This window comes from Pseudoduganella rivuli, from assembly GCF_009674485.1.
Lineage (GTDB): Bacteria > Pseudomonadota > Gammaproteobacteria > Burkholderiales > Burkholderiaceae_D > Rugamonas > Rugamonas rivuli_B.
Genome location: NZ_WKJJ01000023.1, coordinates 103754 through 130516, shown reverse-complemented (window position 1 = coordinate 130516; position 26763 = coordinate 103754). Strand labels below are relative to the sequence as shown.

Below are 26763 nucleotides of genomic sequence, written 5' to 3'. Positions count from 1 at the left end.
GATTTGCCATGAGAGCAGTGGATTAGTTTTTGGGTTTGGTCGCACAAACACAATAACTCTTCCTTACTGCTCTCTTGCGTTTACGGCATGCTCATCCCGGCAATCCGTGAAGAACCAATAAAAAGCCCTTATTTAGTCACAGAATGGTATGCAAAAGATAATAAAAATGCGTATTTTGGGGCAGCACAGTTCCGGATAGTTGGGAAGTCTGAATTACTTGGTATGTATGTTGGGCACTCCAACAGAACGTCTGAAATAGGAAGTGCAGAATGGCATTGGAAAAAGCATTCTTGAGCTTCCCCAAGTATCATATCTATTCGCTTTTCTTATCAGGAACAAAGAGAAGACGCGTTATACTTTGCTTGCCTGACGGGAGCACATCAACGGGCATTATTCTCTCGCCTTTTGCATGCAAGCACGTTATCCAAGGCAGCCTAATAGCCATCAATAAAGTTGCTAAAACATGAGTTTTGGGGCCCATTGGCACGACAACAATATGAGAATCCCTTTCTATACAAATTAGATGATCACATAGCTGTCGCATAGCTTCTGCCACATCGATTAATGGCAACTCTATCACTTTCACAGCAGAGTCGACGATTACCGAATTTTCGATTAATGCGCGTTCCGCGCTCTCATCCTGTGGCCATTGTTTTGCAACACAGCAGTAAATGTTATCTGGCTCAATTCTATCGTAAACTGCCAAAGTAGCATATTTATCATAACCTAGTCCAAATATAGCCGTTGTACTTCTGAAGCCACTTGAGACGCCCTCAAACCCCGGAAGTGATTCAATTTCCGAAATAGATAATGGTGGGTAGTTATCTTCGTAGATCCCACAAGTATACGCAAAATCTATCTCTATTTCAAAATGAATAGCAGCATGACGCAACCAAGTGAGAATTGCTGCATACCACGAACGCGTCATTACAGAATAGTCTACAAAAATTCTGACGGGGCCATTTCCCCAATGCAAACTGCTCTCATTTAAAATTTCAAAAATAAATTCATCCTCAAAATCAGAAATAATCTCTACATCCTTACTTGCCCAGTTCTGAAAGTGAGCATCATTAGACTCCCGCTGTAGCTCAGATCTGCCGTCCAAAAAACCAAGAATTCGAATACTCTTAAAACGCTCACTTCCTATTTTTCTCGTAAAGAATGTCGACCTTGTTTCGTATCCCGACGCAAATATTCCTAGTTCATACGTCTCATCAATTTCTTTTTTTGAAAAAACCGTAGCTAATTTCATAGGAACTCCAACGTACCTTGCATCTGCTGCTCAACAGGAACACTTTTGAGCTCTTCAGATAAAATCTTGGGCAAACGTTGAGAACGATTTCTTCTTGGCAGCAATCCAAAGAGTGGAGAAAATAGGAATGCGAAGTGGAATTCCCCCTCGACCGTAGCGTTAGGCCCATTATGAGAATTTTCTGCTGCAGGAGTTAGCAAAGTAAGCTGAACTGCTTGCTTGATAAACCGCTGAATAAGCTCTCCATCGTCTTTCGAAACTAAAATTGAAGAAACAAAATCTGATCCAAGACGTTTACCGCGGAAATTTCTTTTCATATACTCCCCGATTTTCATAAGATACTCATGTACTTGTACGCCATATGGAGGTTCACTTTGGACTCTATTTAAAGTATCTCTAGCGATCGTTTCCAAAACTTCATTTTGAAGAGCAGCGTCTAATGGATATTTAATCGATGCAGCTTGCGCGGACGTAATGTTCTTGAGTAATGCATTCAATATCCGCATTAGTCTTCTTGGATTGCCATCACTACACCGAACAACTGTCAACTCACCTGAGTAAACATTTGGTTTTGAGTTGCCAATATTGCCGCTAATTGCTTCCCGAAGAACTAATGCACCGTGCATTTTTCTAGAAATTTCATTTCGAAATTTCCTCATATCGGAAGCCAATAAGCGTTTAGCACGCTCAATGGTCACAGGATTAGCATGTTTCTCCAACAAGTCCATAAAATATTTTAAGTCTGCATCAGTTTGAACCAGTTTTTCATCTAACAAAGAGGATGCACCAAGCAATTCATGGAGAGTTAACTTATCACGACCGACATTCAGGAAACTTACTCGACGCTGAAAGACCTCTCTGGCAAATTTTAAAAATTCAATTTCATCCTTTTGCCTATTATTAACTGGACTACGATCAACGTATATATAATCGAAATCATGACCGTCGCGCACTGGATCAGCTGCATTGGTTGCTAGGGTGTGGTGAGCGAATGGCATCGTAGCAATTTTGAATACCAAATTCCCAGAAGCTGCCCGCAAGTGCGTATTAAGGATTCGATGATGCGCTTCAGAAAGGTACTCAGCTTCATCTATACATAACATCCAAACGGCTTCTTCCGGAATACCTATAAAGAAGGTTAAAACTTGGATCGCATATTTTATCGGATGAAATAAATCGCCATCAAAATAATCAATAACTTGATCGCTAGAAATGCTTCTTGCGCGAAGCATACTAATGTTAGTAATCTTCTGAGTTTCAAGCGTAGCTAACTCAAACCTCAGCGCTCCAAGGTTTCGGCAATTCGATGATCTTGTGGGGAACCAATGCTCTGATAGCGCACGGCAAATCTTCAATTCTGCCAATGCTCGATGTGCATCGTCCGAAATATAATGGTCGATGCAGCTTCGTATAGTTGGTATCAGCGCTGTACAGCTCTGAAGATTCAATCTCCATTGAAAGAATTTCTCAGCGCTCTCTTCACTCTGCCAAGGCTTATTCTTCAGGCTTCCTATAAGTCCAATGTTTGTTGGAACATAAATTCCGATTACATGGTTTGATAATGCAGTTCTTGCATACTGATGAGAAACACCTGGCTGACGAGCCGCCAATAAGACATGATCATGTGCCAACATTCTGACCCAAGTCGTTTTACCAGATCCGCGCGCACCAAGAAGTATATGATTTTTTCTCGTAAACAAATTCTCAAAATTCTTCGGAGGAACAAAATACTTTACAGTATTTTCCACTGACAGTTGCTTAGCATTATCTACCTCGAATGCCTTAATTACATTCGAAAGATTGTCCGCTTCATAATCTGCCGAACTGGGCCGAACTCCAATTCGCTTTGCTCTTTTTGGATTTCCTGACAATCGAACTACGTTTGTTTTGCGCTTCATATTAGATTCCGTCACTCGATTTAACGATCATCCAATTTTGCTTCTTGGTATCCATTCCTGCGACTACTTCCACACCTATTGCCTCTGCTGCTTTACATAAGGCTTCATATGCCACTTTGGTACTAGCATATCGCAACGCGGGAATGGCTTCTTCGAGCAGATTCCATCGGCAAAAGGCAGTGGAGGAAAAATATGAAGTCAGTTGATTTTCTATTGACTGTTGCAATTCAATAGGAGTGGACCGAGATCCAAACCCTTCAGTAGCACAAAGGCCTAACTGATGGTGACTTTCTTTCCAAACACCGCCTGCGAAATTCCAAGTCGCAACATTCCCATAGGCAATTGATGTTTCATCATTTCGCCCAGCAACTTCAATTACATGGAATTGATTCTGAGCAACCCCATACCATTCACTGTTAAGTTTTGCAGATAAGCTTCCTGCACCTAATATTGTAATAGGATGCCCATTGGTAGTTGTGGCTCTATGCAACAACTGCGGAATATGGCGATGTCCATGTATTATTAAGTCAAATCGATTTCTTGAAAGCAGTTCAAAAAGATTCCCTGCGTTTGTTGCCAAACTAAAATCCGGGTAGTTCGGATTCACATCTGAGTAATTAATAGGGTGATGATGAAGTAAGCAAATCCTGAGCTCATCAGAAGCAATTGATATGCTATTTAGATAATTTTCCAGTGAGTCCAGCGTTTCCTGATGAACAATTCCGTGATGTTTACCGTGCTCTGGCTCTGGAGCATCAAAAGCAGCCGAATTAATTCCAACTATCAGACGTTTTTCCGAGTGCCACACTACAAAGTGAGGATCTGTATCAAATGCGCCGATCTTTTTTTCATTGTGGCGTCGCTGAAAAATCAAATCTGGCTGGAGCAACGGTTTATAACGATATTGCTGCCAAAATGTCTGTGGTTGCAATTGCATAACTGGCCAGTGAACATCGTGATTTCCCGGAACATAATAAACCTGTTCCTCAGGAATATTCAACGCGACCGCCAGTTTTGAAACAACATCATTTGCGTGGCGGAACTCATTTGGATTCGCTTTGTGACTAATATCTCCCGTGATACACAACATATCAATTGAGCCGGCCATCTTAAAGCTATCGCTTGAAACATACTTTTCAAATGTCTCAAGAAAACTTTTTGGCAAGCCAACTTTTTTCTCCTCAGGCAAGTCATGAGGGGATAAGTCTAGTGCAATAGGGTCATCACCGATATGTAGATCACTGATAACAGCAATTCTTGTTTTCGCCAGCATATTATATATTTGAAATTAAGAGCTCGGTAGCGCGGCCGCGTTTTGATATATCTGCTGCGATTGTTCGCTTTACCTGGACTTCAAATGGCGCCCAAGTTTTCACGAACTCTTTCACTTCATCACACTGCACGTAAGAAAAAACGAAGTAGGCACCTTTTTTATCAATATATTCAAGAAGAGAATATAATCGTGATAAATCATCTACCCCAAACACATCAGGGCCATATTGCAGATCAAGTGAATGGTTACGCTTTGCGTAAGGAGGATCAAGATAGACAAAATCTCCTTTTTTCACATTTTTTCGAATAACGGAAAAATCATCATTTAAAACCCTGACATCTCTCAACGATTGGGATGCCTGCAGCAACTGATCTAAGGTCGGCAAACTACCATTTCGCCCAGCCCCAAAAGGAACGTTAAATTTTCCTTCTCTATTTGTTCTATACAAACCGTTAAAACAAAACCTATTCAAGTATATAAATCGTGCAGCGCGGCTTAGTTTACTTCCTTGGTACTCCCCACTATCTCGTAGTTCATAATAAAAAGACTCCCCTATAGGAAATTCATTAATTAGAGCTGACAACTTTCGTGGCGAAGTTTTTACCACCTCATACATCTCAACCAAAGGTTGGTTCACATCGATCAATATACCGGCCTTCGGCTTCAATCGAAAAAAAAGAGATGCTGAACCGCAAAATGCTTCGATATAACGTCCGCTTCCTCCTAGAGTTTGTGCGGCATACCAGCAATTTTCCAGAATATCTCCCAGCTGCTTTTTACTACCTGCCCATCGCAAGAAGCTCATTGCTTAGCCGCCTCAGACATAGCTTTCCTCATACATTGAAGGTACATATTACTTATATAGCATGCAAAAATGCAACTAAGAATCACGTTGAGCTATAAAAAAACGGCGCCGAGGCGCCGTTTTTTGCTACTTTTGTACTGATTATTGGCTATCGCCTTCCGGATGCTGAGCAGCGTGTTCCGACAGCTCTTCCTGGGCGGTGGCGATGGCGGCAGCTTTTTCGGCTTCCAGCAGCGCTTTGCGCTCTTCGGCTTCCCACACTTCCTTCTCGCGGCGGGCGCGGTGGAAGGCCAGACCGGTACCGCCTGGAATCAGACGGCCGACGATCACGTTTTCTTTCAGGCCGCGCAGACCATCGCGCTTGCCCATGATCGCAGCTTCGGTCAGCACGCGGGTGGTTTCCTGGAACGATGCGGCCGAGATGAACGAGTCGGTCGACAGCGATGCCTTGGTAATACCCAGCAGCACGTTTTCGTACGTTGCAGGGATCTTGCCCACGGCGTTGACCTTGTCGTTCTCTTCCAGCAGTTCCGAACGCTCCACCTGCTCGCCGACGATGTAGTCGGTGTCGCCGGCATTGACGATCTGAACACGGCGCAGCATCTGGCGAACGATCACCTCGATGTGCTTGTCGTTAATCTTCACGCCCTGCAGACGGTACACGTCCTGCACTTCGTCAACGATGTAACGCGCCAGCGCTTCGATACCCAGCAGGCGCAGGATGTCTTGCGGATCGGCCGGGCCGTCCACGATCATCTCGCCCTTGTTCACCACCTGGCCGTCGTGCACCAGCACTTGCTTGTCCTTGGTAATCAGGAACTCGTGCTTGTTGCCGTCCATGTCGGTGATTTCCAGACGCTGCTTGCCCTTGGTTTCTTTACCAAACGCAACCGTACCGGTAACTTCCGCCAGCATGCCCGCGTCTTTCGGCGAACGGGCTTCGAACAGTTCTGCAACACGTGGCAGACCACCGGTAATGTCACGGGTTTTCTGCGATTCGGTCGGGATACGCGCCAGAACCTCACCCACGGACACTTGCTGGCCGTCTTTCACCATGATCAGTGCGCCAACCTGGAAACCGATCGCCACAGCGTGTTCGGTACCGGCAATCTTCACTTCATGGCCGTCTTCGTTCAGCAGTTTCACCTGCGGACGCATGGTCTTGGTCAGGTTACCGCGGCGTTTCGCATCGATGACCACCAGGGTCGACAGACCGGTCACCTCGTCCACCTGACGGGCCACGGTCACGCCTTCCTCGACGTTCTCGAAGCGCACCGTACCGGCGTACTCGGTAATGATCGGACGGGTCAGCGGATCCCACGTTGCCAGGGCGACGCCGGCTTTCACCGTCATGCCATCCTTGACGATCAGGGTCGCGCCGTACGGCACCTTGTGGCGCTCGCGCTCACGGCCGTGGTCGTCGGTGATCAGGACTTCGCCCGAACGGGAAATGACGATCTGCGCGCCTTTGCCGTTGGTCACGTAACGCATGGTCGACGTGAAGCGGATGGTGCCGTTCGACTTGGCTTCCACCGACGACGCCACTGCCGCACGCGATGCCGCACCACCGATGTGGAAGGTACGCATGGTCAGCTGGGTACCCGGCTCACCGATCGACTGCGCCGCCACCACGCCAACTGCTTCACCGGCGTTGACCAGCAGGCCGCGGCCCAGGTCGCGGCCGTAGCACTTGGCGCACAGGCCGTAACGCGTGTCGCAAGTCAGCGGGGTGCGGACTTTGACTTCGTCGATGCCCATGCGTTCGACTTCTTCGACCATGTCTTCGTCCAGCAGGGTGCCGGCTTCGTACACGGTTTCCTGGGTTTCAGGATTGACGATGTCGGTGCCTGCCACGCGGCCCAGGATACGGTCGCGCAATGCTTCGATGACTTCACCGCCTTCGACCATCGCCTTCATCAGCGTGCCGTTCGAGGTGCCGCAATCGTCTTCGATCACCACCAGATCCTGCGTCACGTCCACCAGACGACGGGTCAGGTAACCCGAGTTTGCGGTCTTCAGTGCCGTATCCGCCAGACCTTTACGAGCGCCGTGGGTCGAGATGAAGTACTGCAAAACGTTCAGGCCTTCGCGGAAGTTCGCGGTAATCGGCGTTTCAATAATCGAACCGTCCGGTTTCGCCATCAGACCACGCATACCCGCCAGCTGGCGAATCTGTGCCGCCGAACCACGGGCGCCCGAGTCAGCCATCATGTAAATCGCGTTGAACGATTCCTGGGTGGTCTGGGTGCCGTCGCGCTTGGTGACGTTTTCCACTTTCAGGTGGTCCATCATGGCCTTGCCGACTTCGTCGGAGGTTTTACCCCAGATGTCGACCACTTTGTTGTAACGCTCGCCAGCGGTCACCAGACCGGAAGCGTACTGCTGCTCGATCTGTTTGACTTCCGCTTCAGCGGTGGAAATCATGGTTTTCTTGACTTCCGGAACCAGCATGTCGTCGACGCAAATCGAGATACCGGCGCGGGTTGCCAGGCGGAAGCCCGACTGCATCAGCTGGTCGGCAAACACCACGGTGGCGCGCAGGCCGCACTTGCGGAACGACGTGTTGATCAGCTTGGAAATCTCTTTCTTCTTCAGCGGACGGTTCAGTACGCTGAATGGCAAGCCTTTCGGCAGGATTTCCGACAGGATGGCGCGGCCCACGGTGGTTTCGTAGCGCGTCAGCGTGCGCACGAATTCGCCCGTCACCGGATCCTTTGGATTTTCAACGATACGCACCGTGATGCGGGTCGCCAGTTCCACTTCCTTGTTGTCGTACGCGCGGATCACTTCCGACACGTCCGGGAACAGCATGCCCTCGCCCTTGGCGTTGATCGCTTCGCGGGTCGCGTAGTACAGACCCAGCACGATATCCTGCGAAGGAACGATCGATGGTTCGCCGTTCGACGGGAACAGGATGTTGTTCGACGCCAGCATCAGCGTACGGGCTTCCATCTGTGCTTCGATCGACAGCGGCACGTGAACTGCCATCTGGTCACCGTCGAAGTCAGCATTGAATGCCGCGCAGACCAGCGGGTGCAGCTGGATGGCCTTGCCTTCGATCAGCACCGGCTCGAACGCCTGGATACCCAGACGGTGCAGCGTTGGTGCGCGGTTCAGCATGATCGGGTGTTCGCGGATGACTTCTTCCAGGATGTCCCACACGACTGGTTCTTGCACTTCCACCAGCTTCTTCGCCGCCTTGATGGTCGTTGCCAGACCCATCAGTTCCAGCTTGTTGAAGATGAATGGCTTGAACAGTTCCAGCGCCATCAGCTTCGGCAGACCGCACTGGTGCAGTTTCAGCTGCGGACCCACCACGATGACCGAACGGCCCGAGTAGTCGACGCGCTTACCCAGCAAGTTTTGACGGAAGCGGCCGCCCTTACCTTTGATCATCTCTGCCAGCGATTTCAGCGGACGCTTGTTGGCGCCGGTCATCGCTTTGCCGCGACGGCCGTTGTCCAGCAGCGAGTCCACTGCTTCCTGCAGCATACGCTTTTCGTTACGCGTGATGATCTCTGGAGCGCGCAGCTCCATCAGGCGTTTCAGACGGTTGTTACGGTTGATGACGCGGCGATACAGGTCGTTCAGGTCGGAGGTCGCGAAGCGGCCGCCATCCAGGGGAACCAGTGGACGCAGTTCCGGTGGCAGCACCGGCAGCACTTCCATGATCATCCAGTCAGGCTTGATGCCGGAACGCTGGAACGCTTCCAGCACTTTCAGGCGCTTGGCGTACTTCTTGATCTTCGCTTCGGACTTCGATTCCTTCAGTTCCACGCGCAGGGCTTCGGCATCGCGGTGGATGTCGATCGAGCGCAGCAGTTCACGGATACCTTCGGCGCCCATGTAGGCGGTGAAGTCGTCGCCGTACTCTTCGTACTTGGCGGCGTAATCGTCTTCCGACATGATCTGGCACTTCTTCAGCGGGGTCATGCCAGGATCGGTCACGACGTATGCTTCGAAGTACAGCACGCGTTCGATATCGCGCAGCGTCATGTCCAGCACCATGCCCAGGCGCGACGGCAGCGATTTCAGGAACCAGATGTGGGCGGTAGGCGAAGCCAGCTCGATGTGGCCCATGCGCTCACGGCGCACCTTGGCCAGCGTGACTTCAACGCCGCACTTTTCGCAGATGACGCCGCGGTGTTTCAGGCGCTTGTACTTGCCGCACAGGCACTCGTAGTCCTTGATCGGGCCAAAGATCTTCGCGCAGAACAGACCATCGCGTTCCGGCTTGAAGGTACGGTAGTTGATGGTTTCCGGCTTTTTAACTTCGCCGTAGGACCACGAACGGATTTTTTCAGGAGAAGCCAGACCGATCTTGATCGCGTCGAAGCTCTCGTTTTGCTGTACTTGCTTGAATAAATCGAGCAGGGCTTTCATGTATCACTCCAGGTAGTGATGAATTCTTAAACTTGCCCGGCCACCGCAGGTGCGGATGGCCAGGCTGCGTGCAGTGTCTTAGTTGCGCTCGAGGTCGATATCGATACCCAGCGAGCGGATCTCTTTCACCAGCACGTTGAACGATTCCGGCATACCTGCGTCGATCACGTGATCGCCCTTCACCAGGTTTTCGTACACTTTGGTACGGCCGTTCACGTCGTCCGACTTCACAGTCAGCATTTCCTGCAGCACGTACGATGCGCCGTACGCTTCCAGTGCCCACACCTCCATCTCACCGAAGCGCTGGCCACCGAACTGGGCTTTACCGCCCAGCGGCTGCTGCGTCACCAGCGAGTAAGGACCGGTGGAACGGGCGTGCATCTTGTCGTCCACCAAGTGGTGCAGTTTCAGCATGTGCATCACGCCCACGGTGACTTTGCGCTCGAACGCTTCGCCGGTGCGGCCGTCGTACATGGTGACCTGGTTTTTCGACGCGGTCATGCCCAGTTTGGTCGCGATCTCGTCAGGGTACGCCAGGTCCAGCATGCGGCGGATTTCCGACTCGTGCGCGCCGTCGAACACCGGCGTGGCGAATGGCACACCTTTCTTCAGGTTGTACGCCAGGCCCATGATTTCCTCGTCGGTGAAGCTGGCGATGTCTTCCTTGAAGCCGGTCTCGTTGTACACGGTGGTCAGGTACTTGCGCATCTCTTCAACCTTGATGTGCTGCGCCAGCATTTCACCGATACGGATACCCAGGCCCTTCGCTGCCCAACCCAGGTGGGTCTCGAGAATCTGACCCACGTTCATACGGGATGGAACACCCAGCGGGTTCAGCACCACGTCGGCCGGCGTACCGTCGGCCATGTATGGCATGTCTTCCACTGGCACGATACGGGAAACCACACCCTTGTTACCGTGGCGGCCTGCCATCTTGTCGCCCGACTGCAGGCGGCGTTTCACGGCCAGGTACACCTTGACCATCTTCTGCACGCCAGGTTGCAGTTCATCGCCCTGGGTCAGTTTCTTGCGCTTCTCTTCGAAGGCCAGGTCGAACTGGTGACGCTTCTCGTTGATGGATTCCTTGATGGCTTCCAGGGCAACGGCCGCGTTGTCTTCCGCCGGGCGGATGTCGAACCAGTGGTACTTGTCCAGATCGGCCAGGTATTCCTTGGTGATCTTGGCGCCTTTGGCCAGCTTCTTCGGACCGCCGTTCACAACCTGGCCGATCAGCATTTTTTCCAGACGCTGGAAGGCGTCGCCCTCCACGATACGCATCTGGTCGTTCAGATCCAGGCGGAAACGCTTCAGTTCATCGTCGATGATCTGTTGCGCGCGCTTGTCACGGACGATGCCTTCGCGGGTGAACACTTGCACGTCGATGACGGTACCGACCATGCCCGAAGGCACGCGCAGCGACGTGTCTTTCACGTCGGATGCTTTTTCGCCGAAGATCGCGCGCAGCAGTTTTTCTTCCGGGGTCAGCTGGGTTTCGCCTTTTGGCGTCACTTTACCGACCAGCGTGTCGCCGGCTTGCACTTCCGCGCCGATGTACACGATGCCGGACTCGTCCAGACGGGCCAGTTGGTTTTCCGCCAGGTTCGAAATGTCGCGGGTGATTTCTTCCGCGCCCAGTTTCGTGTCACGTGCCACGACGGACAGTTCTTCGATGTGAATCGACGTGTAACGGTCGTCCTTGACGACGTTTTCCGAGATCAGGATCGAATCTTCGAAGTTCAGACCATTCCATGGCATGAACGCCACAGTCATGTTCTGGCCCAGCGCCAGTTCGCCCAGGTCGGTCGATGCGCCGTCGGCGATCACGTCGCCCTTGGCCACGCGGTCGCCCACTTTGACGATCGGACGCTGGTTGATGTTGGTGTTCTGGTTGGAACGGGTGTACTTGATCAGGTTGTAGATGTCCACACCGACTTCGCCAGCCTGTGCTTCTTCATCGTTCACGCGAATCACGACACGGCCCGCATCGATGTAGTCCACCACACCGCCACGCAGCGCTTGCACGGTGGTGCCGGAGTCAACGGCGACAGTACGCTCAATACCGGTACCGACCAGCGCCTTTTCAGGACGCAGGCAAGGCACGGCCTGACGCTGCATGTTGGCGCCCATCAGTGCACGGTTCGCGTCATCGTGTTCCAGGAATGGAATCAGCGATGCTGCAACGGACACGATCTGGCCTGGCGCAACGTCCATGTACTGGATACGCTCTGGCGACACCAGGATGGTTTCGCCGGCTTCACGGGCCGATACCAGCTCGTCGGAGAGCTTGCCTTCTTCGTTGATGGTCGCATTCGCCTGGGCGATGATGTAGCGGCCTTCTTCGATCGCGGACAGGTAATCGATCTTGTCGGTGACGACGCTGTTTTCCACTTTACGGTACGGGGTTTCCAGGAAACCGTACTCGTTCAGGCGGGCGTACAGTGCCAGCGAGTTGATCAGACCAATGTTCGGGCCTTCAGGCGTTTCAATCGGGCACACGCGGCCGTAGTGGGTCGGGTGAACGTCACGCACTTCGAAGCCGGCGCGTTCGCGGGTCAGACCGCCTGGGCCCAGCGCGGATACACGGCGCTTGTGGGTGATTTCCGACAGCGGGTTGGTCTGGTCCATGAACTGCGACAGCTGGGACGAACCGAAGAACTCGCGGATGGCAGCCGAGATCGGCTTGGAGTTGATCAGGTCGTGCGGCATCAGGTTGTCGGCTTCCGCCTGGCCCAGACGCTCTTTCACGGCGCGCTCAACGCGCACCAGGCCGGCGCGGAACTGGTTTTCCGCCAGTTCGCCCACGCAGCGTACGCGGCGGTTACCCAGGTGATCGATGTCGTCGACTTCGCCGCGGCCATTGCGCAGTTCCACCAGGATCTTGATGACGGCCAGGATGTCTTCGTTCGACAGGGTCATCATGCCGGTCAGTTCATCGCGGCCGATGCGGCGGTTGAACTTCATGCGGCCGACGGCCGACAGGTCGTAACGGTCAGGGCTGTAGAACAGGCCGTTGAACAGGGCTTCCACCGACTCTTCGGTTGGCGGTTCGCCTGGACGCATCATGCGGTAGATCGCGATACGGGCCGCGGTCTGGTCGACGGTGTCGTCGATACGCAGGGTTTGCGAAATGTAGGCGCCCTGGTCCAGGTCGTTGGTGTACAGCGTCTGGATGTCGGAAATGTTGGCGTCGCGCAGCTTGTTCAGCGTTTCTTCGGTCAGCTCGTCGTTCGCGTTGGCCACGACTTCGCCGGTTTCCGGATCCACGATGTTTTTCGCCAGCACGCGGCCCAGCAGGTAATCCTCTGGCACCGAGATGTGCTTCAAGCCGGCGGCGTCGATGTCGCGCACGTGCTTGGCGTTGATACGCTTGTCCTTCATGACGATGGTCTTGCCCGTCTTCGGATCGACGATGTCGAAACGCGCAACTTCGCCACGCAGGCGCTCAGCCACGAATTCCATTTCGCCGCCTTCCGAACGCAGGTGGAAGTTGTCGAACACGAAGAAGTTCGCCAGGATCTGCTCCGGCGTCATGCCGATGGCTTTCAGCAGGATCGATACCGGCATCTTGCGGCGGCGGTCGACGCGGAAGTACAGGATGTCTTTCGGGTCAAACTCGAAGTCCAGCCACGAGCCGCGGTAAGGAATGATACGTGCCGAGAACAGCAGCTTACCGGACGAGTGGGTCTTGCCACGGTCGTGCTCGAAGAACACGCCAGGGGAGCGGTGCAACTGAGAAACGATCACACGTTCGGTCCCGTTGATCACGAACGAACCCGTCGTCGTCATCAGCGGCAATTCGCCCATGTACACTTCCTGCTCTTTCATCTCTTTCACCACCGGCTTGGTTGGCGATTCCTTGTCCAGGATCACCAGGCGCACTTTGGCGCGCAGCGGGGAGGCGAACGTCAGGCCACGCAGTTGGCATTCCTTGACGTCAAACGCGGGGTCACCCAGCACGTACGACAGGAACTCCAGGCGTGCGAAGCCATTGTGGGAGACGATAGGGAAGATGGACGTGAAAGCCGATTGCAGGCCTTCATTCTTGCGGGTGGATGGAGCGGTGTGCTCCTGCAAGAAGTTTTCGTAGGACTCGAGCTGGGTCGCCAGCAGGAACGGAACGTTGTGGACGTTGGCGCGCTTCGCAAAAGACTTACGAATGCGTTTCTTCTCAGTAAATGAGTAGTGCATGGACACTCCGTGAGTGACAGGAAAGGATAGAAAATTCAAGTTTCAGCTGGTTTAATACCGGTGAAACTTCAATCCGCTATCGTCTCCAGGTCGGTGGTACGAACAAGGTGACTTACTGCTACAAATACGATACAGACGACAAAGGAGCCAAAGCCGACACTCCCCCCTTCCAGGAGGAGTATCTGGCTTTGGCTCTCGGCGTTTAAACTACCCGCCGGTACAACAAGATTACTTCAGTTCAGCCTTGGCGCCAGCTTCTTCCAGCTTCTTCTTAGCGGCTTCAGCGTCAGCTTTCGACATAGCTTCTTTAACGGTCTTCGGTGCGCCGTCCACTACGTCTTTGGCTTCTTTCAGGCCCAGACCGGTGATTTCACGAACAACTTTAATCACGCCAACTTTGTTCGCGCCAACTTCGGCCAGAACCAGGTTGAACTCGGTTTGCTCTTCAACTGCCGCAGCAGCTGCGCCGCCGCCGGCTGCTGGAGCAGCCATTGCTGCTGCCGACACGCCGAATTTTTCTTCGAAAGCCTTAACCAGTTCGTTCAGGTCCATTACGGACATTTCGCTAACTGCGTTCAGGATGTCGTCTTTGGAAATTGCCATTTGAAACTCCTAATTTGTTTGTATGCTACAGAATTGATTACTTGAAAGAAAAAGCGCACTACTGCAATTAAGCAGCAGCTTCTTCGGCAGCCGGAGCGCCTTCGCTTTTCTTCGCTGCCAGAGCAGCCAGACCACGTGCAAAGCCCGACACCGGAGCCAGCATAACGCCCAACAGCTGCGAGATGAGGACTTCACGGCTAGGAATGCTCGCCAATGCGGCAACGCCAGCTACGTCGAGCTGTTTGCCTGCATAGTTACCAGCTTTCACAACCAGTTTGTCGTTGGTTTTTGCGAAATCAGCGATGATTTTCGCAGCAGCAACGGCATCATCCGAGATCGAGTAGATCAGCGGGCCGGTCATGGCGTCAGCCAGAGGGGCGAACTGCGTACCTTCCACGGAGCGACGAGCCAGCGTGTTCTTCAGAACACGCAGGTAGACGCCCTGGGCACGCGCATTGGCACGGAGTTTAGTCAAGTGACCAACCTGGATGCCACGGTACTCGGCCACGACGATGGTTTGCGCAGTTGCTACTTTTGCGGAAACTTCGGCGACGACGGCCTTTTTGTCATTCAGATTGAGACCCACGGTCAACCTCCTTAAATGATACTGGGCAAATGCCCGGTATCGGTTCGAACAACGGCGTCCGAGGTTAGGAGTCCAATGGACTGCAAAACTTGATCGGGTACACCATCTGCGTTGGGCGCCTCACGGCGATTAACCTTCGGCCTGCCTGCTGCCTCCAGCCCAACGGTCTTTGATTGCCTGATGGCGCGGCTTCCGCCACACCACCAGCCCAAAGATCCGCCCGGCATTTCTGCCGGGACTTAATTCTTTAAAACTTAAGCGGACAGGCCAGCGTGGTCAACGCGGACACCAGCGCCCATGGTCGACGAGATGGCGACCTTGCGCAGGTACACGCCTTTCGACGATGCTGGTTTCGCTTTGTTCAGCGCGTCGATCAGGGCAACCAGGTTGCTCTTCAGGTCAGCGTCAGCGAACGATTTGCGGCCGATGGTCGCGTGGATGATACCTGCCTTGTCGGTACGGTACTGAACCTGGCCGGCTTTCGCGTTTTTCACGGCGGTAGCGACGTCAGGGGTAACGGTGCCAACTTTCGGGTTAGGCATCAGGCCACGTGGGCCCAGGATCTGACCCAGGGTACCAACGATACGCATGGTGTCTGGCGAAGCGATGACGATGTCGAAAGGCATGTCGCCGGCTTTGACGCGCTCAGCCAGGTCTTCCATACCAACCACGTCGGCGCCAGCTGCTTTAGCAGCTTCAGCCTTGTCACCGGTTGCGAACACAGCAACGCGCACGGTCTTGCCGGTGCCTGCTGGCAGAACCACGGAACCGCGAACAACCTGGTCCGATTTCTTCGGATCCACGCCCAGTTGCACGGACACGTCGATCGATTCGTTGAACTTGGCGGTAGCCAGTTCTTTGACCAGGGCGACAGCGTTGTCGAAAGCGTACACTTTGGTACGGTCTACTTTAGCCTTGATGGCTTGAGCGCGCTTGGACAGTTTTGCCATGATCAGATGCCCTCTACGGTGATGCCCATCGAACGAGCGGAGCCAGCGATGGTGCGCACAGCGGCGTCCAGGTCGGCAGCGGTCAGGTCCGGGGTTTTCAGTTTAGCGATTTCTTCCGCTTGAGCGCGGGTCAGCTTGCCAACCTTGTCGGTATGCGGCTTGGACGAACCTTTGGTCACGCCCGAGTGCTTCTTGATCAGGTAGGTTGCTGGAGGGGTCTTCATCACGAAGGTGAAGGACTTGTCGGCAAATGCGGTGATCACGACTGGGATCGGCATGCCTGGTTCCATACCTTGGGTCTGCGCGTTGAACGCTTTGCAGAATTCCATGATGTTCAGACCGCGCTGACCCAGCGCTGGACCGATTGGAGGGGATGGGTTTGCTTTACCTGCTGGCACTTGCAGCTTGATAAAGCCAATGATTTTCTTTGCCATTTGGGCACTTCCTATCGTTGGATTGAGTAGTAGCGCCCCACCTGGTCATACAACCTGGCAGGGCTCCTCTTGTTTCACAGATTTGACCGGAGCCGCGCTCCGTGCGGGCGCTTGATACGTCAGACTTTCTCGACCTGGCCGAACTCGAGTTCGACTGGTGTTGCGCGGCCGAAGATGGTGACCGAGACGCGCACTTTGGATTTCTCGTAGTTGACTTCCTCGACGTTGCCGTTGAAGTCGGTGAACGGACCATCCTTGATGCGGACTTGCTCGCCCACTTCGTACAGCACTTTTGGCCGAGGCTTTTCCACGCCTTCCTGCATTTGCTGCATGATCTTGTCGATCTCGCGCGCAGGAATCGGGGTTGGCTTGTTCGATTTGCCGCCGATGAAACCGGTGACTTTGCTGGTGTTCTTCACCAGGTGCCACGTTTCATCCGTCATTTCCATTTCAACCAGCACATAGCCAGGGAAGAAACGGCGTTCGGTCACGGACTTCTGGCCATTGCGCACTTCGACCACTTCTTCGGTCGGCACCAGGATCTGGCCGAACTGGTCTTGCATGCCGGCGCGCTCGACGCGCTCCATCAGAGCGCGCTGTACGCTTTTCTCCATGCCGGAATAAGCGTGCACCACGTACCAGCGCTTGTTGCTGACTGGCTTGCTCAGCTCTGCGCCAGCGTCTTGCGCCGGAACACTGTCCGGCGCGTTATCTTGCACATTGTCGCTCATTATTGTTTCCAACCCAGGATTACGTCGTACAACAGGAATTCCAACAGCTTATCCGTGCCCCACAGGAACACAGCCATGACCAGCACGAAACCAAACACGATCATCGTGATCTGCGTCGTTTCCTTACGGGTCGGCCAGACGACTTTTTTCGTCTCGCGGACAGATTCTTTGGCAAAATTCAGGAAATCGCGGCCAGAGGAAGACGTGTACGCAATGCCGGCGGAAATAAGCAAACCAACCACAAGCGCAGCTGCCCGCACCAGGGTTGGTTGACCTGCCAGGTAAAAGAACCCGACTACGCCCGCAATCGCAGCAACCACGGCCAGCACGACTTTGAACTTGTCGTTCGACGTGCCAACGGTTTGCACGGATTGATTAGACATTTATTTTACTTTCGGTGCCCTGCACCAGAATTCGGTGGCAGGGGCGGAGGGCATCGAACCCCCAACCTTCGGTTTTGGAGACCGACGCTCTGCCAATTGAGCTACGCCCCTACGTAAAACTTACTTACTTCTAACTTGCTGAATCCGTTATTCTAGCACCCAACAGCGTTGGGCGCTAGTACTTTGGCAGGATTCTTAGGCGATGATCTTAGCAACCACGCCGGCGCCGACGGTACGGCCGCCTTCACGGATAGCGAAGCGCAGACCTTCTTCCATAGCGATCGGGCTGATCAGTTTAACGGTGATCGACACGTTGTCGCCTGGCATAACCATTTCTTTGTCTGCTGGCAGTTCGATCGAACCGGTCACGTCAGTCGTACGGAAGTAGAACTGTGGACGGTAGTTGTTGAAGAACGGAGTATGACGGCCGCCTTCATCTTTCGACAGAACGTAGATTTCGCCGGTGAAGTGGTTGTGCGGCTTGATCGAGCCTGGTTTTGCCAGAACTTGACCACGCTGAACGTCTTCACGCTTGGTGCCGCGCAGCAGCAGACCAACGTTGTCGCCTGCTTGACCCTGGTCCAGCAGCTTGCGGAACATTTCCACGCCGGTGCAGGTGGTTTTCACGGTGTCAACGATACCAACGATTTCGATCTCTTCGCCGACCTTGATCACGCCACGCTCAACACGGCCGGTCACCACGGTGCCGCGACCCGAGATCGAGAACACGTCTTCCACTGGCATCAGGAACGTGCCGTCAACAGCGCGCTCTGGGGTTGGGATGTAGGTATCCAGGGCTTCGGCCAGGCGCTCGATGCACGCTTCGCCCATTTCGCCAGCTTGGCCTTCCAGCGCCATACGTGCCGAACCTTTGATGATTGGCAGGTCGTCGCCTGGGAATTCGTATTTGGACAGCAGCTCGCGCACTTCCATTTCAACCAGTTCCAGCAGCTCGGCGTCGTCAACCAGGTCGCACTTGTTCAGGAACACGATGATGTACGGAACGCCAACTTGGCGGGCCAGCAGGATGTGCTCACGGGTCTGTGGCATTGGGCCGTCAGCAGCGGAGCAAACCAGGATCGCGCCGTCCATCTGCGCGGCACCGGTAATCATGTTCTTGATGTAGTCGGCGTGGCCTGGGCAGTCAACGTGAGCGTAGTGGCGGTTAGCCGTTTCGTACTCAACGTGAGCGGTGTTAATGGTAATGCCGCGCGCTTTTTCTTCTGGAGCAGCGTCGATCTGGTCGTAAGCTTTGGCTTCGCCGCCGAATTTCTTCGACAGAACGGTTGCGATCGCAGCGGTCAGGGTCGTTTTGCCATGGTCAACGTGACCGATGGTACCAACGTTCACGTGCGGTTTGGTCCGCTCGAATTTCTCTTTTGCCATTTTAGACTCCTAACAATATATGAGAATGCCGGGCAATCGCCCTTCTGTCTTGTGGGATACGTACTGCAGGTACTGCGAATTCTGGTGCCCTTGACGTGGATTGAACACGTGGCCTCTCCCTTACCAAGGGAGTGCTCTACCACTGAGCTACAAGGGCTTATATTTGCGATGCCTGACACATAATGACATCGTGGCATTGCAAGAATCTCTGGAGCGGGTGAAGGGAATCGAACCCTCGTCGTAAGCTTGGAAGGCTTCTGCTCTACCATTGAGCTACACCCGCGAGGTTTCCACTTCACTGCTATACCCACTCAGTCTCTTGCAAGAAACTTGGTGGAGGGGACTGGATTCGAACCAGTGTACTCTGAGAGAACGGATTTACAGTCCGTCGCCTTTAACCACTCGGCCACCCCTCCGCGGGAACCGCAGAGTATGAAGCACTTACTTTGACTTGTCAACCTTGCCTACATTGTCGCTTTTGCTTTCGCATCTGCTTTACTCTGTAAGCGACGATGTTTCGTCTGCTTCGGGGCGAGATTATAAGCACACATTTTTCAAACTGCAAGGGCATTTTTTTAGATTTTTCTCATAATCCCCGTACAATTAAATTTATCGACGACAACGGAGTTACGCAAAGTGGAACGGACTTCTGCCTGGCGCGCTGCATTGCCTTCTTGCCTGCTCCTGTATATGGCCTACGTGGTGGCGGGCCGGCTGGGCCTGGCGCTGACAGTCGGCCCCACCTATGCGTCACCGTTATTCCCTTCCGCCGGCATTGCGCTGGCCGCCATCTTCACGTTCGGCCCCCGCCTGCTGCCCGCCGTCGCGCTGGGCGCCATCACCGTCAACCTGGTGCCGCTGGCGAACGGCGTGCCGATCGACAGCGGCCAGGTAGCGGCGGCGCTGGCCGCCGGACTGGGCGCTACCCTGCAGGCGTGGATCGCCATGCTGGCCCTGCGCCGCACGATCCATCCGGCCATCGGCGCCGGCCGCCACGTCCTGACCTTCATGCTGGCCACGCCCGTGCTGGCCACGATCAGCAGCACGGTGGCCATTTGCGGTGCAGCCCTGATGGGCAAACTGACGCAGGAAGAGCTGGCCATCAACTGGTTCACCTGGTGGCTGGGCGACACCATCGGCATCTTGCTGGCGGCGCCGCTGACCTGGATCGTCATCGGTCAGCCGCGCGTCCTGTGGCGCCGCCGGCGCATGCTGGTGGGCTTGCCGCTGCTGCTGTCGGGCGCCGCCTTCATTGCGATTTACTTCCAGGCCGAGCACTGGGAAAACGCGCAGCAAATGCAAACTTTCCGCCTCAAGGCGCAGCAGGCGGGCGATTTGCTGCAGGCACAGTTTTCCGAACACGAACGCTTCCTGCATGCCATGTCGCGGGCGCTGGGCGATCCGCGCCGCACGCTGGCGGCCGATGATTTTTCCGCGCTGGCGTCCGGCTACCTCGACAAGCGGCCGGAACTGGCGTCCATGAGCTGGCTGGTGCCGGTGCGGCGCGAACAGCGCGACGCATTCGAACAATGGGGCCGCGAACAGCTGGCGCCGGACTTTGAAATCCGCGAAGTGGGCGGTCCGCAGCATTTGCAGCGCGCGGGCGAGCGCGACCTGTACATGGTGCCCACCTTTATCGAACCGCCCCGCACCCGGCTGTACCGGGGCATCGACTTGCTGAGCGAGCCGCAGCGGTCGGACGTGGTGATCCAGGCGCTGCGCACGGGCCAGCCTGCCGCCAGTGCGCCGCTGAATTTCCTGCAAAAACAGACGGCGCGGGCCCTGCTGCTGCTGCAAGCCGTGCACCCGGCCGGCGGCGGCGAGTCGCCGGGCATGCTGCTGATCTCGATCCAGATCGAGCCGTATTTGCAGCGCATGCTGCAACAAGTGAATTTCCCGTCGCTGCAGGTGCGCCTGGAAGACATCACTGGCGGCAGCGGCATACCGCTGGTGGACCAGGTCCACCGCACGGCCCGCAATGGCGATGTGCAGCGCGTCATCAACTTTGGCGGCCGCCAGTATTTGCTGTTGCTGGCCCCCACTTCCGCTTACGCGGCGGCGCAGCGGGGCTGGCAAAGCTGGACCGTGCTGACGTGCGGCTTGCTGCTGACGGCGCTGCTGGGCGGCATGATGCTGCTGATCTCCGGCGAGCGGGCGCAAATCCAGGCCCAGGTGAAGGACAGCACGGCGCGCCTGCGCGAGCGCGAAGCGCGGCTGCAAGCGATCCTCGACAAGGCGGCGGACGCCATCCTCACCATCGCCCCGGATGGCGTGCTGCTGTCGGCCAATGGCGCGGCGGGCCGCCTGTTCGGTTATCCGCCGGAACAGATGGCCGGCCTGCCGCTGGCGACCTTGCTGCCGCCGCGCGAAGACCAGACTCCGGCCGACTTGCTGCGCATGGTGGCCGGCGGCGGCAGCCACGAGCATGAGGCGCAGGGTTTCCGCAGCGACGGTACCGATTTCCCGCTGGCGATTTCCGTCAGCGAAGTCGAATTACCCGATGAACACCTGTTCGTCGCCATCCTGCACGACTTGACGGAACAGCGCCGCGCCCAGGAACACATCCACCGCCTCGCTCACAACGACCCGCTGACGGGGCTGGACAACCGCCTGTCGCTGAACCTGCGCCTGGACCAGTTGCTGGCCCGCGCCCGCCGTACGCACGGCACGGCGGCCGTGATGTTCATCGACCTCGACCACTTCAAGAAAATCAACGATACGCACGGCCACCAGACCGGCGACTTGCTGTTGCTGGCCGTGGCCAACCGCTTGCGCGACATGCTGCGCGAAGTCGACACCATCGCGCGGCTGGGCGGTGACGAATTCATCATCGTCACCGACTGCGACATCACGCCGGAAGCGGCGTCGACAGTGGCGGTGCGCATCGTCGAAGCGCTGGCGGCACCGTTCGTACTGGCCGGAACAACCGTGCACACGGGCACCAGTGTCGGCGTCGCCATGTATCCGGCCGACGGCGACGACAGCGCCACGCTGCTGCGCCACGCGGACACCGCCATGTATGCCGCCAAGAGCCAGGGCCGGGGCAATTTCCAGTTCTTTTCCAGCACCATGAACCGCGCCACGCACGAGCGCCTGCTGATGGAAAGCCGCCTGTCGCAGGCGCTGGAAAAACAGGAATTCGAACTGTATCTGCAGCCGCAAGTAGCGATGTCCACTGGCCGGATCATCGGCGCGGAAGCGCTGCTGCGCTGGCACCATCCGGAACTGGGCATGATCAGCCCGGACCGTTTCATCCCCATCGCGGAAGAGTCCGGCCTGATTTTGCCGCTGGGCGACTGGGTATTGCGGCGCGGCGCGCAATTGCTGGTGCGCTGGCGCGAACAGGGCCTGGGACATTTGCGCCTCGCCATCAACCTGTCGGCGCGCCAGTGCCGCGGCACCAGTTTATTGCCGCTGCTCGATAAATTGCTGGCCGACAATGGCATCGCCCCATCGCAGCTGGAACTGGAAATCACGGAATCGGCCGCCATGCAAGACCCGGAAAGCAGCAGCATCCTGCTGCACGAATTGCGGGTGCGGGGCATCAAGGTGGCGATCGATGACTTCGGCACCGGCTACTCGTCGCTGAGCTACCTGAAGCTGTTCAAGCTGGACCGGCTGAAAATCGACCGCAGTTTCGTCAAGGATATCGAAACCGACCCCAACGATGCGGTGATCGTCAGCGCCACCATTGCGCTGGCCCATTCGCTGGGATTGGAAGTGACGGCCGAAGGCGTGGAAACCGAGGCGCAGCGGGCCTTCCTGTGCGGCAAGGGCTGCGAAACCGCGCAAGGGTATTTGTTCGCGAAGCCGGTACCGCTGGCGCAGTTCGAGGACATGGTGACCGGCGTCACCGTGTAGCCCGGTTCGAAGGTACGCCGGCTCAGGCCGGCGTCAGCGCCACGATCAACTGCGCCTTCAGCGCGCGGATCAGCGACGCCTCGTCCGGCGGCACCCCTTCCGGCGCCGGCACGGCGCGGTCCGCGTAAAACAGGCCCAGTTGCTGGCCCTGCACCACCAGCGGCAGCACGATGAAGCTGCGTGCATCCGGCAGCAACGTGCGGTGCCAGGGCGGCAGCAATTCGCGGATCTTGTGCGTGGCCGCCTCCGAGATCATCAGGTCGGCGTCGTTTTGCATCGCCAGGTGGAACAGGTCCGCGCCCGTCAGCGGGAAGGTAAAGCCCGCCATGCGCTGCGCATGGTCGTCGCCGAACGCGATGCGGGCGCGGTACTGGCTGGTCCGCATATCGCGCAGGCAGACCGTGGCAAAACGGAAGCCCATGCTGCGGTACAGGGTTTCCAGCACGGCCTGGATCAGTTCATTCAAGCGGCTGTGACCAGCGGCGCGCATTTGCGCCACTTCCTGCACCCCGGCCAGCAATTGTTCGCGCGCATTATGCGGCTTGCCGCTGGGATGCACGCCGGACGGCGCGCTGTCGCTGTCATTCATCGTGGCCATCAACAGCACATCCGGCAAGACATGGTCATCGGCTTCGCTTTCCTGGTCGCGCGGCCGCAATTGCATCGAATCCAGCAAATCGTTCATGCCGCTGCGCACATTGGCCAGCAACGCGGCCAATTGCTCGCGGTCCAGCCCCAGCGCCACGCCATAACGGTCCAGCAGTGCCTGCAGCACGCCATGCGCAGGCCCACCCTTGCGCGCCAGGATGCGCGCGACTTCCATGCTGAATGACACCACCACGCGCACCCATTCCGCCTTGCCTTGCGGCGCCTTCACGACGCCGGGCGGCAGCGGCGCAATCGAGCGCACGATCGGGTCCGGGATTTTCCACTCGTTGAGGATGGCGGCCGACAAGGTGTCGTAACTGCTGCCGAGCACGGATTGCGACGCCTGGTTGACGGTATGGGTACCGGCCGTGACCAGCGCCCCGATGTCGCGGTAGCGTTCATGCTGGTGGGCGGCAATCAGCAGTGGCCCGATATTGCGGAACAGCGCGCCGATGGACGCTTCTTCCGTGCCCTGGTGCGCGCCCGTGCGCGACATTTCCCGTCCCACCAGGCTGGCGCACAGCGCGGCTTCCAGTTCCGTGCGCACGCTTTGTTCCTGGCGTGTATTGATCAGCGTATCGACCAGCATCATGGCCAGCGCCGATGCTTTCACATTGTTAAAGCCCAGCAGTGAAATCGCGCGCGACACCGTGGTGACGGGCGTGCCGGCCTTGGTGCGGTATTGCGGCGTATTGGCCAGGCGCAGCACTTTTTGCGTCAGCCCCGCATCCGACAGCACGTAGTACGCGAGGTCGTGCGTGCCGCCGTCGTCGGAATCGATCAGTTGCACCACGCGCGCCACGGACACACCCAGCGCAAACACGTTTTCATCGCCGCACAGCTTTTTCAGCAGCGGTCCACGCACCGGCCGGGCAGGCTGATCCGGAGGTTGAAAGGCGATGCTCATGAAGTCTCCTGCAAGCGCGGCGCGCCCGGCTGTCTATGTGAAAGTATATGCCGGTGGTGCAGGAAAGAAACAGAATTCCGTGGGATTTGGAGAGAATTATCCCTGCGGCGGTGCTGGGCCGCCACAGGGTGTCAAATTGAACATGTCAGAGTGTCACGCCGCGTCATGCGGCGGCTGCTGCCCCAGCTCCGGGTCGCGCTCGATGACGTCCAGCAGCGCCTGCACCACGGCCGGATCGAACTGGGCGCCGGCACGCGCCTTTATGTACGTCATGACTTCCGGATAAGGCCACGGTTCCTTGTAAGGCCGTTCGTGCAGCAGCGAATCGAACACATCGACCACGGCGACGATGCGCGCGGAGATGGGGATTTGCTTGCCTTTCAACCCATTCGGATAGCCATTGCCATCGAAATGTTCATGGTGCCCGCCAGCGATTTCCGCACCGTAAGTCAGGTAGCTGACGCCATCGACCATGTTGGCGGCGCGTTCGAGGATGGTGCGGCCCACGCCGGCGTGGTCTTGCATCAGCGCCCGCTCTTCCGGCGTATGCGCGCCCGGCTTCAGCAGGATATGGTCGGGTGTCGCCACCTTGCCCACGTCGTGCAGGATGCTGGCCAGGCCGATCATGTCGACCAGTTGCGGCGTCACTTCATCTTCGTAAATGCCCTGCTCTTTCAGGCGGTTGGCGATGGCGGACGACAGCGCCTGCACGCGGCGCACGTGGCCGCCCGTGCCGCGGTCGCGGAATTCGGCCAGGTCGGCCAGCGCCACCACGGTGGCTTCCTGCGCCTTGCGCAACTGGCCGAAGATATACAGGTTGTCGAACGCCGCCGCGATGCGCTGGCAAAACACTTCCAGCAAGTCGCGCTGGATTTGCGCCAGCGGCCATGGCGGGGTGACGGAAATCGCCACTTCGCGGTTTTCCTGCGTGTGGATGAACAACACGTTGGCCGGATGGTCGAACTGGCTTTTCTTCTCGGCAAACGCCTTCGCAATGGTGGGCCACAACGGGTGGTTCTGCGGCATGCGCTCGTTTTCCGCCAGCGGCGCATAACCGCCGGTGGCCGCCACCACGGTGGCCGGTCCCGTATCGCCCTGCATCAGGCACAGCACACCGTCCGCGCCCACGTCGAGAATGGCGGAGACCTGGTTCAGCACACCGGAAGCGAATTCGCGCAGCGAATGGATTTGATACAGGTTGGTCGCGCCGGCGAGGATTTTGCCCAGGCCGATGCGCGAGCGTTCCAGCATGTTCAGGCTCTCGTATGCGCGCAGCGCGGAAATCACCGTGGTGAACAGCTTTTGCGTGGTCAGTTCCGTCTTGGCCTTGTAATCATTGATGTCATATTCAATGATGACGCGCTGCTCGGGCGCCTGGCCCGGCTGGCCCGTGCGCAGCACGACACGGACAATGGAGTTGTGCAATTCTTCGCGGATGCGGCGCGCCAGCAGCAAGCCCGCATCGTCTGTTTCCATCACGACATCGAGCAGCACCAGCGCAATGTCCGGCGTGTCGCGCAGGATTTCAAATGCTTCGCGCCCGGAGTGGGCGGAAAACAATTCCAGTTCCCGGCCTTTGAAGCTGACATTGCGCAGCGCCAGGCGGGTTACGGCGTGGACATCGACGTCGTCGTCGACAATCAGGACGCGCCAGAGGCGCTGATCGGGGGACGGCTGGCCGGCAGCTGGCGTCTCATCTTCATCCTCGTCGAGCAGCCAGTTGTCATCTGCGGCAGTTGAATCGGTCATACAGTCTCCCAGGTCGCACGGGCCGGATTGCGGCTGTGCGGTTCGCGCTCGAGGCGGCGCTCACATCACGTCTAGTTCCCAGCATAATCAGAATTTAATACCATGACAACCCCTGTTCCTGGCAGCGCCGCATCCTGGCAACATTCTGCAGGAAGCACTGAAAACCGTTACTCTGATGGTCTGGCGCGGCGCTGCCGCACGTCCACTTTCGTTACAAGGATGACATTATGCAAGTCCCCACCACAGCAAATACCGACAGCGATATTGCAGGCCGTGAATTCCTCGCTTTCAGACTGGGCAAGGAAGAGTATGGAATCGATATCCTGAAAGTGCAGGAAATCCGCGGCTATGAAGCCGTCACCCGCATCGCCAGCGCGCCGGAATTCATCAAGGGCGTCATCAACCTGCGCGGCATCGTGATCCCCGTGGTGGACATGCGCATCAAATTCCAGCTGGGCGAAGCCGTGTATGACCAGTTCACGGTCGTCATCATCTTGAACATCAATGGCCGCGTGGTGGGCATGGTGGTCGATTCCGTGTCGGACGTGACGACCTTGACGCAAGACCAGGTCAAACCGTCGCCGGAAATGGGCACGGCCTTCTCGACGGAATACATCATCGGCCTGGGCACCATCGACGACCGCATGCTGATCCTGGTCGACATCGACCGCCTGATGACCAGCCCGGAAATGGGCCTGACCGATCCGACTGCCGCCTGATTATTTC

The 26763-nt window shown here is 56.2% G+C and carries 17 protein-coding genes and 4 tRNA genes; 2 read left to right on the top strand and 19 right to left on the bottom strand.

Annotated features, from left to right (window positions below):
* Positions 1-313: 313 nt before the first annotated feature.
* The 17 genes from GJ700_RS29245 to GJ700_RS29165 all read right to left on the bottom strand — a co-directional run bounded on the left by GJ700_RS29245 (position 314) and on the right by GJ700_RS29165 (position 19288).
* Positions 314-1252 carry a hypothetical protein gene (locus GJ700_RS29245; protein ID WP_154380684.1) on the bottom strand — a complete coding sequence of 313 codons (939 nt, stop codon included), beginning with the start codon at positions 1250-1252 and terminating at the stop codon, positions 314-316.
* Positions 1249-3150, bottom strand: a complete 1902-nt coding sequence (locus tag GJ700_RS29240) for an ORC-CDC6 family AAA ATPase (RefSeq protein ID WP_154380682.1) — start codon at positions 3148-3150, stop codon at positions 1249-1251. The genes GJ700_RS29245 and GJ700_RS29240 overlap by 4 nt, the downstream gene beginning before the upstream one ends.
* A 1-nt stretch (position 3151) precedes the next feature.
* A complete protein-coding gene (locus GJ700_RS29235; RefSeq protein ID WP_154380680.1) occupies positions 3152-4423 on the bottom strand; it encodes a metallophosphoesterase family protein in 1272 nt (423 codons plus the stop codon).
* 1 nt (position 4424) lies between these two features.
* Complete coding sequence (locus GJ700_RS29230; RefSeq protein WP_154380678.1) at positions 4425-5228, bottom strand: DNA adenine methylase; 804 nt, start codon at positions 5226-5228, stop codon at positions 4425-4427.
* Between the two features lie 141 nt (positions 5229-5369).
* A complete protein-coding gene (rpoC, locus tag GJ700_RS29225; RefSeq protein ID WP_154380676.1) occupies positions 5370-9611 on the bottom strand; it encodes a DNA-directed RNA polymerase subunit beta' in 4242 nt (1413 codons plus the stop codon).
* A 78-nt stretch (positions 9612-9689) separates the two neighbouring features.
* On the bottom strand, positions 9690-13799 hold the full coding sequence (gene rpoB / locus GJ700_RS29220; RefSeq protein WP_154380674.1) for a DNA-directed RNA polymerase subunit beta: 4110 nt from the start codon (positions 13797-13799) through the stop codon (positions 9690-9692).
* Positions 13800-14027: 228 nt separating this feature from the next.
* Positions 14028-14402, bottom strand: coding sequence for a 50S ribosomal protein L7/L12 (gene rplL, locus GJ700_RS29215; protein WP_154380672.1), 375 nt, complete (start codon positions 14400-14402; stop codon positions 14028-14030).
* Positions 14403-14469: 67 nt separating this feature from the next.
* A complete protein-coding gene (gene rplJ / locus GJ700_RS29210; protein ID WP_371868191.1) occupies positions 14470-14988 on the bottom strand; it encodes a 50S ribosomal protein L10 in 519 nt (172 codons plus the stop codon).
* Between the two features lie 254 nt (positions 14989-15242).
* Positions 15243-15938 carry a 50S ribosomal protein L1 gene (rplA, locus tag GJ700_RS29205; RefSeq protein ID WP_154380668.1) on the bottom strand — a complete coding sequence of 232 codons (696 nt, stop codon included), beginning with the start codon at positions 15936-15938 and terminating at the stop codon, positions 15243-15245.
* Between the two features lie 2 nt (positions 15939-15940).
* On the bottom strand, positions 15941-16372 hold the full coding sequence (rplK, locus tag GJ700_RS29200) for a 50S ribosomal protein L11 (protein WP_154380666.1): 432 nt from the start codon (positions 16370-16372) through the stop codon (positions 15941-15943).
* Between the two features lie 119 nt (positions 16373-16491).
* A complete protein-coding gene (gene nusG, locus GJ700_RS29195; protein WP_154380664.1) occupies positions 16492-17103 on the bottom strand; it encodes a transcription termination/antitermination protein NusG in 612 nt (203 codons plus the stop codon).
* Complete coding sequence (gene secE / locus GJ700_RS29190; protein WP_154380662.1) at positions 17103-17486, bottom strand: preprotein translocase subunit SecE; 384 nt, start codon at positions 17484-17486, stop codon at positions 17103-17105. The genes nusG and secE overlap by 1 nt, the downstream gene beginning before the upstream one ends.
* A 35-nt stretch (positions 17487-17521) precedes the next feature.
* Positions 17522-17597, bottom strand: a tRNA-Trp gene (locus tag GJ700_RS29185).
* Positions 17598-17681: 84 nt separating this feature from the next.
* Positions 17682-18872, bottom strand: a complete 1191-nt coding sequence (gene tuf, locus GJ700_RS29180) for an elongation factor Tu (protein ID WP_154380660.1) — start codon at positions 18870-18872, stop codon at positions 17682-17684.
* Between the two features lie 82 nt (positions 18873-18954).
* Positions 18955-19029, bottom strand: a tRNA-Thr gene (locus GJ700_RS29175).
* Between the two features lie 52 nt (positions 19030-19081).
* A tRNA-Gly gene (locus GJ700_RS29170) sits at positions 19082-19155 on the bottom strand.
* Between the two features lie 48 nt (positions 19156-19203).
* Positions 19204-19288: transfer RNA gene (locus tag GJ700_RS29165), tRNA-Tyr, on the bottom strand.
* A 220-nt stretch (positions 19289-19508) separates the two neighbouring features.
* On the opposite strand from GJ700_RS29165, the gene GJ700_RS29160 reads away from it, so the two are divergent.
* The gene (locus tag GJ700_RS29160; RefSeq protein WP_371868189.1) at positions 19509-22733 is read left to right on the top strand and encodes an EAL domain-containing protein; all 3225 of its coding nucleotides are present in this window, start codon (positions 19509-19511) and stop codon (positions 22731-22733) included.
* Positions 22734-22755: 22 nt separating this feature from the next.
* On the opposite strand, the gene GJ700_RS29155 is transcribed toward GJ700_RS29160, so the two are convergent.
* Positions 22756-24288, bottom strand: coding sequence for an HDOD domain-containing protein (locus GJ700_RS29155; protein WP_154380658.1), 1533 nt, complete (start codon positions 24286-24288; stop codon positions 22756-22758).
* A 153-nt stretch (positions 24289-24441) separates the two neighbouring features.
* Positions 24442-26037 (bottom strand): DUF3369 domain-containing protein, encoded by a 1596-nt coding sequence (locus GJ700_RS29150; RefSeq protein ID WP_154380656.1) that lies wholly within the window; start codon positions 26035-26037, stop codon positions 24442-24444.
* Between the two features lie 227 nt (positions 26038-26264).
* On the opposite strand from GJ700_RS29150, the gene GJ700_RS29145 reads away from it, so the two are divergent.
* A complete protein-coding gene (locus GJ700_RS29145; RefSeq protein WP_154380654.1) occupies positions 26265-26756 on the top strand; it encodes a chemotaxis protein CheW in 492 nt (163 codons plus the stop codon).
* The last annotated feature ends 7 nt before the right edge of the window (positions 26757-26763 follow it).